The organism is Streptomyces celluloflavus, from assembly GCA_000720995.1.
GTDB classification, from domain to species: Bacteria; Actinomycetota; Actinomycetes; order Streptomycetales; family Streptomycetaceae; genus Streptomyces; species Streptomyces celluloflavus.
In genome coordinates this window covers 13,796-31,387 of the sequence record JOEL01000009.1, presented here as the reverse complement: position 1 = coordinate 31,387, position 17,592 = coordinate 13,796, and the positions used below count along the sequence as shown (strand labels likewise).

At 71.4% G+C, this 17,592-nt stretch carries 12 protein-coding genes; 8 read left to right on the top strand and 4 right to left on the bottom strand.

Annotated elements, in window-relative coordinates:
* The first annotated feature begins 130 nt into the window (after nt 1-130).
* The 6 genes from IH09_RS10285 to IH09_RS10260 all read left to right on the top strand — a co-directional run bounded on the left by IH09_RS10285 (nt 131) and on the right by IH09_RS10260 (nt 8,274).
* Nucleotides 131-883, top strand: a complete 753-nt coding sequence (locus tag IH09_RS10285; protein WP_052855830.1) for a GntR family transcriptional regulator — start codon at nt 131-133, stop codon at nt 881-883.
* 411 nt (nt 884-1,294) lie between these two features.
* A complete protein-coding gene (locus tag IH09_RS10280) occupies nt 1,295-2,977 on the top strand; it encodes an APC family permease (protein WP_052855941.1) in 1,683 nt (560 codons plus the stop codon).
* 203 nt (nt 2,978-3,180) lie between these two features.
* Nucleotides 3,181-3,360 (top strand): SPOR domain-containing protein, encoded by a 180-nt coding sequence (locus IH09_RS10275; protein ID WP_052855829.1) that lies wholly within the window; start codon nt 3,181-3,183, stop codon nt 3,358-3,360.
* A 70-nt stretch (nt 3,361-3,430) separates the two neighbouring features.
* On the top strand, nt 3,431-3,853 hold the full coding sequence (locus IH09_RS10270; protein WP_190233250.1) for a (deoxy)nucleoside triphosphate pyrophosphohydrolase: 423 nt from the start codon (nt 3,431-3,433) through the stop codon (nt 3,851-3,853).
* Between the two features lie 1,125 nt (nt 3,854-4,978).
* Entirely contained in the window at nt 4,979-5,440 is a 462-nt protein-coding gene (locus tag IH09_RS10265; protein ID WP_052855828.1) for an ATP-binding protein, read from the top strand.
* A 170-nt stretch (nt 5,441-5,610) separates the two neighbouring features.
* A complete protein-coding gene (locus IH09_RS10260; protein WP_094793121.1) occupies nt 5,611-8,274 on the top strand; it encodes a SpoIIE family protein phosphatase in 2,664 nt (887 codons plus the stop codon).
* Nucleotides 8,275-8,313: 39 nt separating this feature from the next.
* Here IH09_RS10260 and IH09_RS10255 read toward each other — a convergent pair whose 3' ends face one another.
* The 4 genes from IH09_RS10255 to IH09_RS10240 all read right to left on the bottom strand — a co-directional run bounded on the left by IH09_RS10255 (nt 8,314) and on the right by IH09_RS10240 (nt 12,282).
* A complete protein-coding gene (locus IH09_RS10255) occupies nt 8,314-9,108 on the bottom strand; it encodes a succinate dehydrogenase/fumarate reductase iron-sulfur subunit (protein ID WP_052855827.1) in 795 nt (264 codons plus the stop codon).
* Nucleotides 9,105-11,054, bottom strand: a complete 1,950-nt coding sequence (locus IH09_RS10250; RefSeq protein ID WP_052855826.1) for a fumarate reductase/succinate dehydrogenase flavoprotein subunit — start codon at nt 11,052-11,054, stop codon at nt 9,105-9,107. The genes IH09_RS10255 and IH09_RS10250 overlap by 4 nt, the downstream gene beginning before the upstream one ends.
* Before the next feature lie 26 nt (nt 11,055-11,080).
* Nucleotides 11,081-11,908 (bottom strand): hypothetical protein, encoded by an 828-nt coding sequence (locus tag IH09_RS10245; protein ID WP_052855825.1) that lies wholly within the window; start codon nt 11,906-11,908, stop codon nt 11,081-11,083.
* 74 nt (nt 11,909-11,982) lie between these two features.
* Nucleotides 11,983-12,282 (bottom strand): hypothetical protein, encoded by a 300-nt coding sequence (locus IH09_RS10240; protein ID WP_052855824.1) that lies wholly within the window; start codon nt 12,280-12,282, stop codon nt 11,983-11,985.
* Nucleotides 12,283-12,667: 385 nt separating this feature from the next.
* Here IH09_RS10240 and IH09_RS10235 point away from each other — a divergent pair, with 385 nt between their 5' ends.
* Together IH09_RS10235 and typA are read left to right on the top strand one after the other, a co-directional pair.
* A complete protein-coding gene (locus IH09_RS10235) occupies nt 12,668-15,133 on the top strand; it encodes an ABC transporter substrate-binding protein (protein WP_052855823.1) in 2,466 nt (821 codons plus the stop codon).
* Nucleotides 15,134-15,357: 224 nt separating this feature from the next.
* Nucleotides 15,358-17,229 (top strand): translational GTPase TypA, encoded by a 1,872-nt coding sequence (gene typA / locus IH09_RS10230; RefSeq protein ID WP_052855938.1) that lies wholly within the window; start codon nt 15,358-15,360, stop codon nt 17,227-17,229.
* Nucleotides 17,230-17,592 lie beyond the last annotated feature (363 nt).

Genomic DNA, 17,592 nt, shown 5'->3' with positions numbered 1-17,592 from the left:
TGCGGGGTCCGGCGATGTATGCCGGTTGAGCTGGATGTCAGCACATTGGGTGAATTTCTGGCCCAAGGTTGCGGCCGGCAACGCGCAGTCGTCAGGCTGTTGCTGACTGTCAAGCTGTTGGGAGGGGCCCGTGTCTTTCGGTGAGCAGCCCGCGTACCTTCGCGTCGCCGGTGACCTGCGTCAGAAGATCGTCGACGGGGTCCTGCCGCCGCATACCCGCCTCCCTTCCCAGGCCCGTATCCGCCAGGAATACGGCGTCTCGGACACCGTCGCCCTGGAAGCGCGGAAAGTGCTGATGGCGGAGGGGCTGGTCGAGGGCCGTTCGGGGTCGGGGACCTATGTACGCGAGAAGCCCGTTCCGCGTCGTATCGCCCGCGTCGGCTATCACTCGTCGGTCTGCTCCAGCCCGTTCCGTCAGGAGCAGACGGACGAGCGGGTGAAGGGGACCTGGGAGTCCAGCAGCGGTCAGCGGGAGGCCGGTCTGGAGGTCGCGGCCCGGCTGCGGATTCCGGTGGGGGCCAGAGTGATGCGGACGCGCTATCTCTACCGGGCGGAGGGGGAGCCGTCGATGCTCTCCACGTCCTGGGAGCCCCTGGAGATCACCGGGCGGACGCCGGTGATGCTGCCGGAGGAGGGGCCGCTGGCCGGGCGTGGTGTGGTCGAGCGGATGGCCGCCATCGACGTCGTGGTGGACAACGTCGTGGAGGAGGTCGGGGCGCGGCCGGGGCTGGCGGAGGAGGCCATGACGCTCGGCGGTGTGCCGGGCCATGCGGTCCTGGTCGTCTCACGTACGTACTTCGCGGGCGGGCGGCCGGTCGAGACGGCCGATGTCGTCACGCTCGCGGACCGCCACCGGGTCACGTACCACCTCCCGGTGAAGTAGCCGGGCGGCCCTGGGGAGGGATGCCCGGGTCACCTCCCGGGGAGGGGTGTCGGGCCGTCTCCCGGGGGCGGGTCGCCTCCTGATGAAGGGGGAGAGGGGGAGGAATGGGTCGTCGTTGTGCCTTGTGTCGCCGTTTCGGCGCTTCGCAGTCGACGTGTTCGTGGCCCGCAGTGGCTGCTTTCGCGTTCGGAGTTGGCCATCTTGGCGTCACCTACCGATCCGTAACCCCCGTCTCTCTGTCCTGTTTGCCCCCATTTCAGGCGTTATGGCGAATGGATCTTGGTGTTGGAAACCTCACAGAGGCTCAGTGCGTAGGGACTTTTGACCCGAGGGGGGAATCCGATCTTCTGAATCGCTCTTACGATGGCGAAGTTTGTGCACGGCACGGGGGAAGACCAGGAGACCAAGCACGTGAGCACGACGAAGACCACGGGTGCGGAGCAGGGCTCGCACTCGAATTACCGTCGGTCCCTCGGGACCATCGCCCTGACCGCCACTGGTCTCGGGTCCATCATCGGTTCGGGCTGGCTCTTCGGGGCCGAGCGGGCCGCCGCCATCGCCGGGCCGGCCGCGATCCTGGCCTGGGTCATCGGCGCGGCCGTCGCGCTCACGATCGCCCTCACCTACACCGAGCTCGGCTCGATGTTCCCGAAGGCCGGCGGCATGGTCCGCTACGGCCAGTACTCGCACGGCTCGCTCGCCGGCTACCTCGCGGCCTGGGCGAACTGGATCGCGATCGTCTCGGTCATCCCGGGTGAGGCCACCGCCTCCGTCCAGTACATGAGCTCCTGGGACTTCGGCTGGGCGCAGGCGCTGTACGACGGCAAGGAGCTGACCGGCACCGGTGTCGGGCTGGCCAGCATCCTGCTGATCTTCTACTTCTTCCTGAACTGGTTCGCGATCTCGCTGTTCGCGAAGACCAACACCGCGATCACGGTCTTCAAGGTCGTCGTCCCGATCCTGACCGCGAGCGCGCTGATGATGGCGCACTTCGACACCAGCAACATCACGGACCACGGCGGCTTCACGCCCAACGGCTGGAGCTCCGTCTTCACCGCCGTCGCCGTCTCCGGCATCGTCTGGGCCTACAACGGCTTCCAGTCGCCGCTGAACCTCGCGGGCGAGGCCCGTAACCCCGGCAAGTCGCTGCCCAAGGCCGTCATCTGGTCGATCCTGATCGCGCTGGTCATCTACGTCGCCCTTCAGGTCGCGTTCCTGATGGCGGTACCCGGCGACAAGCTGGACGTCAGCGGCTGGGCCCAGCTCGGCTACAACTCGCCGCTCGCCGACCTCGCCGTGGCCTGGGGCCTGAACTGGCTGGCGCTGCTGCTGTACGCGGACGCGTTCGTCTCGCCGTCCGGCACCGGCATGATCTACGCCGCCACCACCTCGCGCATGATCCAGGGTGTGCAGGAGAACGGCCACCTGCCCGGCATCTTCGGCAAGGTCGACAAGAAGACCGGTGTGCCGCGTCCGGCGCTGGTGCTCAACCTCGTGATCGCCTTCCTCTTCCTCGCGGTCTTCCGGGGCTGGGGCTCGCTCGCCGAGATCGTGTCGGTCGCCACGGTCATCTCGTACATCACGGGCCCGGTCGCGGTGATGTCGCTGCGCCGTCTCGCGCCGGATCTCAAGCGTCCGGTGAAGCTCCGGGCCATGCCGTACATCGCGCCGGTCGCGATGGTCTTCGGCTCGCTCGTGCTCTATTGGGGCCGCTGGCCGCTCACCGGCAAGGTCATTCTGATCATGGCCGTCGGGCTGCCGGTCTGGGCCTGGTACGAGATCGGCAAGCCGCTGACCCAGGGCCGCAAGCCGTGGGCCCAGCTGCGTCCGCACCTCAAGGCGGGTGCCTGGATGGTGGCGTATCTGCTGGTCATGGCCACTGTCTCGTACGCGGGCGGCAAGGAGTTCGGCGGCCGGGGCTATCTGCCGGCGGGCTGGGACATCGCCGTGGTCGCGCTGATCGGCCTCGCTTTCTACTACTGGGGTGTGCGCAGTTCCTGGCGCAATCCGTCGCTGGTCCAGGTCGAGGCCGAGATGAACGCGGCGGAGGCGGCACAGCCGGCGGGAGAGGGCAAGGAGCCGGTCGGCGCCTGAGTCCGGTCCGAGCCGTGCCCACCGGCCGCTCGCAGGTTTCCCGGTATCCGGGGCCGCGGGTGGCCGGTTCGGCTTCTCTTTGTGCAAATCCATATCCGGTGCGTAAAGGTCGGGCGTAGGCTCGGGCATATGCGGATTGCGGTTTCGGCACCAGCACAGGAGAGGCGCATGACGGCGCGCTGCGCGGCGGACGGAGGGGCGCGATGACCGACGGTGGGGCCGTGTTGCCCTGGCTCGTCATCCGCCAGGACGAGGGCGGCAACCGTTATCGCGTCGGCCGCTATGCGACCCGGGCGGAAGCGGAGAAGGTGGCCGACCGGCTCGACACCCGAGGCCATCAGCGGCTCTACGTGGTCGAGCGGGCGGGGCAGGCCGCCGGCTGAGGGGCGGCGGCCGGACGGTCGGCAAGAGACGCGGCGGCTCCCGCGCGGGAGCGGGACGTAGGCTGCGCGCATGACGACGGTGCGCGTGGTGGTGGGTGGAGCGGTGTTCGACCGGGGGCGGCTGCTGGCCGCCCGGCGCAGCGCGCCGCCCTCCCTGGCCGGCCGCTGGGAGCTGCCCGGCGGCAAGGTGGAGGACGGCGAGACGCCCGAGCAGGCGCTGGAGCGCGAACTGCGCGAGGAACTGGGCGTCGAGGTGGCGGCGATGGAGCGGATTCCGGGGGAGTGGCCACTGGGGCCCGGCCTCGTGCTCCAGGTGTGGACGGCCCGTCTGGTCTCCGGTGAGCCCCAGCCGCTTCAGGATCACGATGAGCTGCGCTGGCTGCTGCCCGCGCAGGAGCGGCAGGTCGACTGGCTGGACCAGGATCGCCCGGCGGTCGCCGAGGCGATGCGACGGCTGGCCACGGGGAGCGGGGCGGAGCGCGCGCGGTCGTGAGGGCGGCCCGTGAGTGGGGCCCGTGAGTGGGGGCGGGAGCGCGGCTGTGCGGGGTTCGTCGGCGGGTGGGGCCGTCTTGGGGCCGTGAGCGCCGGTTGCCGGTGCCGACGCCGATGCCGGCGTCGGTTGTCTGGGCGGTCGTGAGCACTGTCGGGTCCCGCTGACCGCTGACCGCTGACCGCTGACCGCTGACCGCTGACCGCTGACCGCCTCCGGCCAATGCCCGACGTCCGGTGCCGCTGAAGACTGCGGGCCACCGGCCACCCGTCGGCGTATGGGCCGGCCCCCTCGCGCCCGCCCCGATACGGCTCCGGACCCCCGGCTCCGTACGGCACCTCCGGCGCGGCTTCCGGCTCCTGCTCCGCGACTCCGTCCGGCGGCTCCCCGACTCCGTCCGGCAGCTCGCGCGCTTCCGCGTACGCGCGGATCCTGAGATAAGGCGGGCGGCCGCCGCGCGTCGGCGCCATGCGCATCCGTGTCCGTACGGATCCCGCGCCAAGCCGGGCTCCCGTCGCACGTCGGCACCGCGCGGTTCTGCGTCCGCGCAGTTCCCGTGCCAGGACGGGCGGCCGCCCTGTGCCGGCACTGTGCGTTTCGCGTGCGCACGGATCCCGTACGGGAACGGGCTCCCGTCGCACGTCGGCACCGCGCGGTTCTGCGTCCGCGCAGTTCCCGTGCCAGGACGGGCGGCCGCCCTGCGCCGGCACCGTGCGTTTCGCGTGCGCACGGATCCCGTACGGGAACGGGCTCCCGTCGTGCGTCGGCACCGCGCGGTTCTGCGTCCGCGCAGTTCCCGTGCCAGGACAGTCGACCGCCCTACGTCAGCACCGTGCGTTCCGCGTACGCACGGACCCCGTACCGGAACAGGCCCCCCGCCCGCCGGCACCACGCGCTTCCACGTCCGCGCGGATCCCGTGCCAAGACAGGCTCCCGCCGTGCCCCGGCACCACGCGCTTCCACGTCCGCGCGTATCCCGTCGTACCTCCCGCCCCCGGCTATGCCGAGCCGCGCTTTTTGTGCCACAGTGCGCGGTTGAAGGCGATATTCCGGGCTCGATACCGGGTATGTCCTGATTAACCCGCTTTCCGGGTGGGTCATTCGATGGGGAACGCAGCGGGCTGGGAAGTGATCGGCGTGAGCGACAGCGCAGCGGCAGGGGACCCAGAGTCGGGCTCCGTCTACGTCCGCGGGCGCGGTAAGGTCTCCGGTTCACCGATCGCCGAATGGAGTTTCCCGGCCGACCCGGGCGCGGTGCGCACCGCCCGTGCGAGGGTCCGCGCGGCGCTGTCCGACCGGGGGCTCAACGGCGCCGTCGACGTGGCCGTACTGCTCGTCAGCGAACTCGTCACCAACTCCCTGCGCCATGCCAGCGGGCCGATCGGCGTCCGGATGGCGCTGCTCGGCAGCGACGGTCTGCTCGTCGAGGTGTCCGATCCGCTGCCCGACCCGCCGCGTGAGCGCGCCGCCGCCCCGGACGACGAGGGCGGCCGCGGATTGCAGCTGGTGGCGTGCAGTGCGCGGCGCTGGGGGACGCGGCGCGGAAAGAGCGGCAAGACTGTGTGGTTCGAGCTGCCGGTGGCTGGTTAGGAGACAAGGGGAGTCCTGATCGTTGCCATGTCGTCGCAGATCTGTGGAGAGGCTGCGATCGAGACTGTGCTGTGATCGTGAAGACCGTGTTCCGGATAGCCGAAGTGCTGGATACTCGGCTGGTCCGGTCCGGGCACGATGAGCTGGAGGGGACGGGGCTCGTGAGCGAGATGTCAGCCGGCGGGGCGGGATTCGCGCAGACCGATGGCCACAGCGGGGCGGACGGTCCGGATGTTCCGGGAGGACGGCGGTTGGCGCGCGAACGGCAGGGCCCGGCCGTCTGGCAGAGCAGCCCGCCCGGATCGATCTACGACTACATCCGCGTCGCCACCTTCTCGCTCGGCCCCGACGGACGCATCGACCAGTGGAGCGAGCGGGCCGCCCAGATGCTCGGTATCCCCGCCCACCACGCCATCGGCCGGGACCCCGTAGCGGCGTTCGTCCCCGCCGAGTTGCGCGAGACCGGGTACCGCAAGGTCTCCGAGATCCTCGACGGCCGGGAGTGGACCGGGCTGGTGCCCTACCGCAAGGAGGAGGGCGGCGGCGCCGACGGGCTCGCCGAGATCTATGTGATGCCGTCCGAGGCGGCGGACGGCGGGCGGGGCGCGCTCTGTCTCGTCGTCGATGTCCGGGCGCTGCGCGGCATAGAGACCGACCTCGCCGCCTCGCAGGCCGTTTTCGGTCAATCTCCCATGGGCTTCACCCTGTTCGGCACGGACCTGAAGCTGCTGCGGGTCAACGAACGGTTCGCCACGATCTTCGGCGGTCCGGTGGGCAAGTACCGCGGCGGCAGCGCGTTCGACTTCCTGCCGCGCCCCGAGGCCGAGCGGCTGACCGCCGCGCTGCGCCGCGTGCTGGACACCGGTAAACCGGTCACCGAGATGCATCTGGTCGGCACGGCACCCGGCAAGGAGGAGTGCCGCCGCTGGTCCGTCTCGGTCTACCGGCTGCACGGCGCCAGCGGCCGCCCCATCGGCGTCGCCGCGCTCGCCTGGGATGTGACCGGCCGCCGGCGGGCCGAACGGGAGGCCGCCAACGCCCGCCGCAACCTCGCGCTGCTCAACGAAGCCGGCGCCCGGATAGGCAACTCCCTCGACCTGGAGACCACCGCCCGCACCCTCCTGGACGTCGCCGTCCCGCAGTTCTGCGATCTGGCCTCGGTCGACCTCTACCAGGGGCTGCTCGCCGGTGACGAGGCCCCGCCCGGTATGACGGACGGCAGCGCGGAGCTGCGCCGGGTCGCTTTCTCCAGCGCCGTCTCGGACGCCCCGCTCGCCACCACCTGCAGCGTCCCCGAGGGCGAACCGGGCGCGGTGGCCGTCGGCGCGGTGCACCGCTACCCCTTCAACTCCCCTTGTGCGGGCGCCCTGCGGACCGCACAGGTGCAGATCCTGCCGGGCCGGGACAGCGACGACGGGCCGGAGCTGGGCGCGCTGGTGCACTCCACGCTCGCCGTCCCGATGGTCGCCCGGGACACCGTCGTCGGCCTGGTGCAGTTCTCCCGGACGAAGGGCAGCGAACCGTTCGGCGAACGCGATACGGCGCTCGCCGTCGAGCTGGCCGCGCGCGCCGCGGTCTGTATCGACAACGCCCGCCTCTACCGCCGCGAGCACGAACGCGCCCTGATGCTGCAGCGCAGCCTGCTCCCGCCCGGCGACCCGGAGGCGGCCGGCCTCGATATCGCCTGCCGCTATCTGCCCGGCACCACCGCCACCGAGGTCGGCGGCGACTGGTTCGACGTCATCGAGCTGCCGGGGCACCGCACGGCGCTGGTCGTCGGGGACGTCATGGGGCGCGGGCTGCGCGCCGCCGTCGCCATGGGCGAACTGCGCACCGCCGTACGGACACTGGCGCTGCTGGACCTGGAGCCCGCCGAGGTGCTCTCGGCGCTGGACGAGATCGCGCGCGGGCTCGGCGGCGGCGGTGACGGCCGGGCCACCGGGCGGGCGCCGCGCAGCCGGTCCGGCGCCACCCCCGGACCGGACCGCTCGGCCCGTACCGCCGATCTGTCCGAGGTCTACCTCGCCACCTGCGTCTACGCCGTCTACGACCCGGTCACCCGGCGCGCCACGTTCGCCAACGCCGGGCATCTGCCGCCGGTGCTGGTCGAGGAGGGCGAGGGCGCGGCGCTGCTCGACGTACCGCCGGGGATGCCGCTGGGCGTCGGCGGCGAGCCCTTCGAGGAGATCGAGGTGGATCTGCCGGACGGCGCGCTGCTCGCGCTGTACACCGACGGTCTGGTGGAGTCCCGCGACCAGCCGCTGGACGAGGGCCTGCAGGCGCTCCGTACGGCGCTCTCGGGCGCCGGCGACCTGCTGGAGGAGGTCTGCGACCACGTCCTGAGCGCCCTGGACACCTCGCACGGCGAGGACGACATCGCGCTGCTGATGGCCCGGGTGCACGGGCTGCCCAAGGACGCGGTGGGGGACTGGAATCTGGCGCCGGAGGCCCGTTCGGTCTCCCGGGCCCGTGAACTGGCCCGGGACCAGCTCACCGACTGGGGCCTCGACGCCCTGGTCGACACGACGGAGCTGCTGGTCAGCGAGCTGGTGACGAATGCGCTGCGACACGGCCACGGCGAGATCCGGCTGCGGCTGCTGCTGGACCGCACGCTGGTCTGCGAGGTCTGGGACGCCGATCTCGCCCAGCCGCGCCGCCGCCGGGCCCGCGACACCGACGAGGGCGGCCGCGGGCTCCAGCTGGTCGGACTGCTCAGCAAGCGCTGGAACAGCCGCCGCACCCCGCGCGGCAAGACCGTCTGGTTCGAACTGGCCCTGCCGGACGGGACGTCGGAGCCGGCGGATGCGGCGGAAGCGCTGCTCAGCCTGTTCTGAGGGCGGCGGCGGGGGCGGGACGCGCCCCCGCGCACCGGCTCACTCCTTCCGGCGGCGGATCTTGCTGCCGAGCCAGACCAGCGGGTCGTACTTGCGGTCGGCGGCGCGCTCCTTCAGCGGGATCAGCGCATTGTCGGTGATCTTGATGCCCTCGGGGCAGACCTCCGTACAGCACTTGGTGATGTTGCAGTAGCCGAGACCGTGCGCGTCCTGGGCGGTGCGCTTGCGGTCCAGACCGGCGGCGGAGGCCGCGTCCAGCGGGTGCATATCGAGTTCGGCGATACGCATCAGGAAGCGCGGACCGGCGAACGCGGACTTGTTCTCCTCGTGGTCACGGACCACATGGCAGGTGTCCTGGCACAGGAAGCACTCGATGCACTTGCGGAACTCCTGCGACCGGCTCACGTCCTCCTGCTGCATCCGGTACTCACCCGGTGCCAGCTCCTCGGGCGGGACGAACGCCGGGATCTCGCGGGCCTTGGCGTAGTTGAACGAGACATCGGTGACCAGATCGCGGACGACCGGGAAGCCCCGCATCGGGGTGACCGTGATCGTCTCGGCCCGGTCGAAGACCGACATCCGGGTCATGCACAACAGCCGCGGCCGCCCGTTGATCTCCGCACTGCACGAACCGCACTTGCCCGCCTTGCAGTTCCAGCGCACGGCCAGGTCCGGCGCCTGGGTGGCCTGGAGGCGGTGGACGATGTCCAGCACCACCTCCCCCTCGTGCACCTCGACCCGGAAGTCCGTCAGCCCGCCGTCGTCCGGGTCGCCCCGCCACACCCGGAAATGCGCCTGGTACGCGCCGGACTGCCCTGTCTGCTGCTCGCTCACCGGCTCAGCTCCTCATCCGTCAGGTACTTCGCCAGCTCCTCCTGCTCGAAGAGTTCGAGGAGGTCGGGGCGGATCGGCGGGGTCGTACGGCGGGACAGTCTGATCTGGTCCGCGGCCGGCGGACCGCCGTGCGGAGCGGCGAGTTCGCAGACCAGGTTGATGTCGCGCCAGTTCCGGTCCATCGCCGCATGGTCGTCGCGGGTGTGCCCGCCGCGGCTCTCCGTACGCTCCAGCGCGGCCCGCGCCACACACTCGCTGACCAGCAGCATGTTGCGCAGATCGAGGGACAGGTGCCAGCCGGGGTTGTACTGCCGGTGCCCCTCGACGCCGGCCCGCCGGGCCCGTGCCCGCAGCCCGGCCAGCCGCTTCAGCGCCTCGGCCATCTCCCCCTCCTTGCGGATGATGCCGACGAGGTCGTTCATCGCCTGCTGGAGTTCCTGGTGCAGGGTGTACGGATTCTCGGGCGGCTCCGCACCGGCCGCAGGCTCCTCGTCCCCGGCGCGGAAGGGGCGCAGCGCCTCCGCCTCCGCGGCGGCGATCTGCTCCTCGTCGGGGGCCGGCAGATCGGTCACCGACGCGGCGTACGCGGCCGCGTGCAGCCCCGCCCGGCGGCCGAAGACCAGCAGGTCGGAGAGGGAGTTGCCGCCGAGCCGGTTGGAGCCGTGCATACCGCCCGCGACCTCGCCGGCCGCGAACAGCCCCGGCACCCCGCGCGCCGCCGCGGTGTCCGGCTCGACCTCCACCCCGCCCATGACGTAGTGGCAGGTCGGCCCGACCTCCATCGGCTCGGCGGTGATGTCCACGTCCGCCAGCTCCTTGAACTGGTGGTACATGGACGGCAGCCGGCGCTTGATGACCTCGGCGGGCATCCGCGTCGAGACGTCCAGGAAGACGCCGCCGTGCGGGGAGCCGCGGCCCGCCTTGACCTCGGAGTTGATGGCGCGGGCGACCTCGTCGCGGGGGAGCAGCTCGGGCGGGCGGCGGTTGTGGTCCGGATCGTCGTACCAGCGGTCGCCCTCCTCCTCGGACTGGGCGTACTTCTCCTTGAAGACGTCCGGGACGTAGTCGAACATGAAGCGCTTGCCGTCGCTGTTGCGCAGCACCCCGCCGTCGCCGCGGACGGACTCGGTGACGAGGATGCCCTTGACGGACGGCGGCCAGACCATCCCCGTGGGGTGGAACTGCACGAACTCCATGTTGATCAGCGGCGCCCCGGCCAGCAGCGCCAGCGCGTGCCCGTCGCCGGTGTACTCCCACGAGTTCGACGTCACCTTGAAGGACTTGCCGATACCGCCGGTGGCCAGCACCACCGCCGGGGCCTCCAGGACGAAGAAGCGGCCGGACTCCCGTTCGTAGCAGAACGCGCCGCAGACCCGGCCGCCGTTCGCGGTGCCGGGTTCGGCGGGGGTCTTCAGGACGCGGGTGACCGTGCTCTCCTGGAAGACCTTCAGCCGGGCGTCGTACGCGCCGAACTCCCGCTCGTCCTCCTGCTGCAGGGCGACGATCTTCTGCTGGAGGGTGCGGATCAGCTCCAGGCCCGTACGGTCGCCGACATGCGCCAGTCGCGGGTACTCGTGGCCGCCGAAGTTGCGCTGCGAGATGCGGCCGTCCTTGGTGCGGTCGAAGAGCGCGCCCCAGGTCTCCAGCTCCCACACCCGGTCCGGGGCCTCGCGGGCGTGCAGTTCGGCCATCCGCCAGTGGTTGAGGAACTTCCCGCCGCGCATGGTGTCGCGGAAGTGGACCTGCCAGTTGTCACCCTCGTTGACATTGCCCATGCTGGCCGCGATACCGCCCTCGGCCATCACCGTATGGGCCTTGCCGAACAGGGACTTGCAGATCACGGCCGTCCGCATGCCCGCCTCGCGGGCCTCGATGGCGGCCCGCAGCCCGGCGCCACCCGCCCCGACCACGACCACGTCCCATGTCTGCCGGTCCACATGCGCCATGACAGAGGCACCCTTTCCGTTGTCCTTCAGAAGAAGCGCGGATCGCTGAACGCACCGGTGGCCAGGAGATAGACGTAGAGATCGGCGACGCCCACGCTGACCAGCGAGCACCAGGCGAGCAGCATGTGCCGCTCGTTGAGCTTGCCGACCCAGCCCCACAGCCGGTAGCGCACCGGATGCTTGGAGAAGTGCCGCAGCCGGCCGCCGACGATGTGCCGGCAGGAGTGGCAGGAGAGGGTGTAGGCCCAGATCAGCACGATGTTGACAAGAAAGACCAGTGAGCCCAGGCCCATATGACCCCAGGCGTGGTGCTCGTCGCGGAAGGAGAGCACGGTGTCGAAGGTCAGGACACCGGCGACCAGCACCGCGAAGTAGAAGAAGTAGCGGTGGACGTTCTGGAGGATCAGCGGGAAGCGGCTCTCGCCGGTGTACTTGCGGTGCGGTTCGGCGACCGCGCAGGCCGGCGGCGACGCCCAGAAGCCGCGGTAGTACGCCTTGCGGTAGTAGTAGCAGGTCAGCCGGAAGCCCAGCGGGAAGATCAGGACCAGCAGGGCGGGGGACAGGCCCCACCAGCTGCCGAAGATCTCCCAGTTCGGACCGCCGTGCATGGGGTGGCAGTTCGCCGCCAGGCACGGCGAGTAGAACGGCGAGACATACGGCGCGTGGTAGTAGTCGGCGTTCGCGAACGCGCGCCAGGTCGAGTAGACGACGAACACGAGCAGTCCGGCGGCGGTGGCCGCCGGGGCGAGCCACCAGCGGTCGGTGCGCAGATGGCGGGCGGGGATGGCGGCGCGCGAGGCGTCATGCACGCCGGTCGCGCCCGTTTGCGAGGCGGGGTCGATACCAGTGGCCAACGTCGGTCTCCGTGAACGGCGCTCCGTCGAGGCGGGGCTGGGGCGGGCAGGGGCGGGAGGCTGTGGCGGCACCCCTAGGGGGCGTGCCGGTCCTTGGCGCCGAGGCCCTCGTCCTCGGCGTCGGTCCACAGCGTGGCGTCGTAGGGGGCGTCGGGGATCGTCACCATGTCGGCGTCGGCGACGCCCGCGCGGCCGGGCGGGGTACCGGTGGTGCTCTCCTTCAGCAGCGCGAGGCTCTCGCGCAGATGGTCCGTGTCGCTGCGCACCCGGCGGATCTCCAGACCGGTCCCGACGCGCTGCTCCAGCCGTCCCACCGACCGGACCAGTTCGGCCAGGCTGCGCTCCACCGCCGTCAATTCATCCTGAAGGGACATAACGTGCCCGCACCTCCGAAGGTGTGAGGGGCGATCTCATGCGCCCGTGAGTGTCGCGCGTCACAGTAGGGGTTGGGAAGGGGGCCTACGTGCTTACGACTCGAACCGGTGCTTTTCGGCAGCCGCCGCCGCGACAGGGCCGAGCGCCGGTGCGGCAGGGGAGCGGGCGGGCCGGCGCGCGGGGGCCTGCCGCGGGCGCCGGGACGGAGAGCTGACGGGGCGTTGGGCCGGGTGGGTGGCCTTGGCGGAGCGGCCGACGTGTCGGGCGGCCGGGCCGCGCGCGGTCGCCTTCAGTAGGGGAGCCATAGATGTGATGAGCCGCAAAGTCGGCCGAACGTGTTGCGGCGGCCCGGCGCGGCGCGGGCGAGCTCCGGAGGTAACTGCCATGACCGACCACGTCAGACCAGGCCGCGCGGCCCGCCGCGGGCGCCGCGCCGCCGCGCTGATGGCGGCGGGGGTGCTGCTCCCGCTGCCGGCGCTGGCCGGCTGTGACCGCGACGACGCGGCGGAGGCCGTCGCGGCGTCCCAGGACATCGCCCCCGCCGCCCGCGCCCGGCTGAAGGACGGCGGCACGGTGCGCTGGGCCGTGGACGCGATGCCCGGCACCTTCAACGCCTTCCAGGCCGACGCGAACGGCGCCACCGAGCGGATCACCGGCGCCGTGCTGCCCACCCTGTTCACCGTCGACGGGCGCGGGGTGCCGCACCGCAACGCCGACTACCTCGACGCCGCGGACATCAGCGCGCGCGAGCCCAAGCAGGTCGTCACGTACAAGATCAACCCCAGGGCGCGGTGGAGCGACGGGCGGGCGGTCGGCGCGGCGGACTTCCAGGCGCAGTGGGAGGCGCTGCGCGGTAAGGACAACGCGTACTGGACCGCCCGCAACGCCGGCTACGACCGGATCGACAAGGTCGAACAGGGCGCCGGCCCGCACGAGGTCAAGGTCACCTTCGGCCGGCCGTACGCCGACTGGCAGTCCCTGTTCACCCCGCTCTACCCCAAGAGCGTGATGGGCGACCCGAACGCCTTCAACGACGGCGCACGCGAGCAACTGCCCGTCGTGGCAGGCCCGTTCGCGGTCCAGGAGCGGGACGCGGACGACGGGACCGTGACCCTCGTACGGAACCGGAAGTGGTGGGGCGCACCGGCCCGGCTCGACCGGCTGGTGCTCACGGTGGTGCCGGCGGACAAACGGGCCGCGGCGCTGGCGGCCGGGGCCCTCGATGTGGCCGAGATCGACCACGCCGCCGCGCAGCGGGTCGCCACCGCCCAGGGCCCGGCCTCCTCCCGCGCCCCCAAGGACTCGGCCGACGGCAACGCGGGCCCGCCGGCGGCCGGCCGGGACGAGGAGCTCTCGGACGGCGCGGGATCCGCCGTGGCGCCCCGCGCACCGGGCTCCGCCCAGGCGCGGGCCGACGTCCGGACGGCGGCGGACAGCGTGTCGCTGCGCGGTTACACCGTCCGCAAGGGCCTGGAGCCCGCCTACACGCAGCTCGCCCTCAACGGCGGCACCGGCCCGCTCGCCGACGCGCGGGTGCGCCGCGCGGTGGCCCGCGCCATCAACCGGCAGCAGCTGGCCGACACCGTCCTCAAACCGCTCGACCTGCCCGCGAGGCCGCTCGGCAGCCATCTGCTGATGTCCGGGCAGCAGGGCTATGAGGACCACAGCGAGGTGCTCGGCGGCCAGGACACCCGGGCGGCCAGGGCGCTGCTCGCGGACGCCGGCTGGCGGGCCCCGGGCGACGGACCCCAGCAGGCCGGGCAGCCGGCGGAGCTGCCGGCGCCCGGCGCCGCCTCCCCGGCCGAGCGGCACGGTCCGGCCGCGCCGAAGGCCGGGGCGCCGGCGCGCCACGCCCCGCCCGGCGGCCGTGTGGAGCGGGCCCGGCCGGTCGCCGCGGTGGCCCCGCTCTCCGCCATGGGCGCGCTGGGCTCCGAGCTCCAGCAGGACGCCCTGCTGCGGCAGAGCGCCTCCTTCTACAAGGAGGCGGCCGCGGACCGGCTGGCGGCGGCCGGTGGTGACACCGCGGCGCCGGAGTACGCGGACGCCCAGCGGTACCGCAGGCGCGCGGCGCAGGCGCTCGGCGCCGCCGAGCTGCTGGAGACCGGGCAGGCCGCCGATGACGGGAAGGCCGGCGACGACGGGAAGGGCCGCGGCGCCCCGGAGGGCGGCCGGCCGGGAGCCCCGGCGGTGCGCCCGGCGGCCGATCCGCCGGACGCCGGACAGGACGCCGGGGAGGACGCCGACGGCGATGTGTCCGACGACGCCGGACCGCCGGCCGGCAAGAAGGGCGCGGGCGCCAGGGCCGGTGCGGTGCCCACCGTCAAGAAGGACGGCAAACCGCTCACCCTGCGCTTCGTCCTCCCCGACGGCCCGGGGGCCGAGCAGCTGCGCGCCGTCGGCGACCGGATCGCGGAGATGCTCGACAGGGTCGGTGTGCAGACCTCGGTCCAGGAGGTCGGCGACGCCGGCTATTTCCGGGACCACATCGCGTCCGGCGACTACGACCTGGCGCTGTACACCTGGCCCGGCTCCGCCTACCCGGCCACCGACGCCCGGCCGATCTACGCCAAGCCGCAGCCGGCGGCCGACGGCTCGCTGACCGTCGAGCAGAACTACACCCGGGTCGGCACCGACCGCATCGACCAGCTCTTCGAACAGGCCGCGTCCGAGCTGGACGGGGAGGCCGCGCACCGGCTGATGGCGCGGGCGGACTCCCGTATCTGGGCCGTCGCCGCGTCGATTCCCCTCTATCAGCGGCCCGAGCTGGTGGCCACGCGAAGATCGCTCGCCAACGTCGGCGCCTTCGGCTTCGCCACGCCGCGCTTCCAGGACATCGGCTACCGGAAATAGCCGCCGGCCGGACGGACATTTCGGCCCCCGAGGGGGGCAAGAGCACGAAGCGGAGACGAACAACTGGTGAGAAATACCAGCTCACAGCAGGTGCGTACGGGCTGGGGCGGCCGATACCGCCGCAGCCCCGTACGATGGGATGAGGCCGTGGCGTCTTTATGCCCGGCGGGCGCGCGTACCGGACCGTACGCGCCGCCACCCACGATTCCGGGAGAAGCGCCGCAGTGCCCACGCGCCACGACATTCGTAACGTAGCCATCGTCGCCCACGTCGACCACGGAAAGACGACCCTCGTCGACGCCATGCTCAAGCAGGCGGGCGCCTTCGCCGCGCACGCTGCCGAGCACCTCGATGAGCGGATGATGGACTCGAACGACCTGGAGCGTGAGAAGGGCATCACGATCCTGGCGAAGAACACCGCCGTCAAGTACCACCCCAAGGACGGCGGGGACCCGATCACGATCAACATCATCGACACCCCCGGCCACGCCGACTTCGGCGGTGAGGTCGAGCGCGGCCTGTCGATGGTGGACGCGGTCGTCCTCCTCGTCGACGCCTCCGAGGGCCCGCTGCCGCAGACCCGCTTCGTGCTGCGCAAGGCGCTGTCCGCGCGGATGCCGGTCATCCTGTGCATCAACAAGACGGACCGCCCGGACTCCCGCATCGACGAGGTCGTCAACGAGACGTACGACCTCTTCCTGGACCTGGACGCGGACGAGGAGCAGATCGAGTTCCCGATCGTCTACGCCTGCGCCCGCGACGGCGTCGCCTCGCTGACCAAGCCGGAGGACGGCACCGTCCCGGCCGACAGCGAGAACCTGGAGCCGTTCTTCACCACCCTGCTGTCGCACGTCCCGGCCCCCGAGTACGACGACGAGCTGCCGCTCCAGGCGCATGTCACCAACCTCGACGCGGACAACTTCCTCGGCCGTATCGCGCTGCTCCGCGTCGAGCAGGGCGAGCTGAAGAAGGGCCAGACCGTCGCGTGGATCAAGCGTGACGGCACGATGTCCAACGTCCGCATCACCGAGCTGATGATGACCGAGGCGCTCACCCGCAAGCCCGCCGAGAAGGCCGGCCCCGGTGACATCTGCGCGGTCGCCGGTATCCCGGAGATCATGATCGGCGAGACGCTGGCCGACCCGGAGAACCCGATCGCGCTGCCGCTGATCACGGTCGACGAGCCGGCGATCTCGATGACCATCGGCACCAACACCTCGCCGCTGGTCGGCAAGGGCGGCAAGGGCCACAAGGTCACCGCCCGCCAGGTCAAGGAGCGGCTGGACCGCGAGCTGATCGGTAACGTCTCGCTGCGCGTGCTGGACACCGAGCGCCCCGACGCCTGGGAGGTCCAGGGCCGTGGCGAGCTGGCGCTGGCGATCCTCGTCGAGACGATGCGCCGGGAAGGCTTCGAGCTGACCGTCGGCAAGCCCGAGGTCGTCACCAAGGAGGTCGACGGCAAGACGCACGAGCCGATCGAGCGCCTGACGATCGACTCCCCCGAGGAGCACCTCGGCGCGATCACGCAGCTGATGGCGACCCGCAAGGGCCGCATGGAGACGATGACCAACCACGGGTCCGGCTGGATCCGCATGGAGTGGATCGTGCCGTCGCGCGGTCTGATCGGCTTCCGTACGGAGTTCCTGACCCAGACCCGCGGTACGGGCATCGCGCACTCCCTCTTCGAGGGCCACGAGCCGTGGTTCGGCGAGCTGCGCACCCGCCACAACGGTTCGCTGGTCGCGGACCGCGCCGGTTCGGTCACGCCGTTCGCGATGATCAACCTCCAGGAGCGCGGCGTGATCTTCACGGACCCGGGCACCGAGGTGTACGAGGGCATGATCATCGGTGAGAACTCGCGCACCGACGACATGGACGTGAACATCACCAAGGAGAAGAAGCTCACCAACATGCGTGCGGCTTCCGCGGACACCACCGAGAACGTGGTCCCGCCGCGCAAGCTCTCCCTGGAGCAGTCGCTGGAGTTCTGCCGCGATGACGAGTGCATCGAGGTCACCCCGGAGACCGTCCGCATCCGCAAGGTCGTCCTGGACCAGAAGGAGCGCGGCCGCACCGCGTCGCGCGCCAAGCGGTAACTCCCCCGCAGGGGACAGCTGACCGAAGGGGCGCCCCGCCGGGCTTTCGATCCGGCGGGGCGCCCCTTTAGCGTGACGGCGGAAAGCTGTCAATGGCGCCTTGGTCTCGACCTGTTCGGCGGTTGTCCGTATTGCGGAGGAAGATCATCCGCGCGCTGGGCCGGTAGTCCCGATTCGTGTCCGTCTGGATGGTTTGGTTTGTCCGGATTCCGAACGGCAGATGTCGTAGATGTGACCTAATCGAGACCCCTTACGCGTGGCTTATGAAGCGGACGTGACTAAGACTGGGCTCTATTGAGCTCGGGTCAATGGGTCATGCGCCGTAACAAGCGCCGACTCACGAGCATCGGGGGCTGGTTGGAG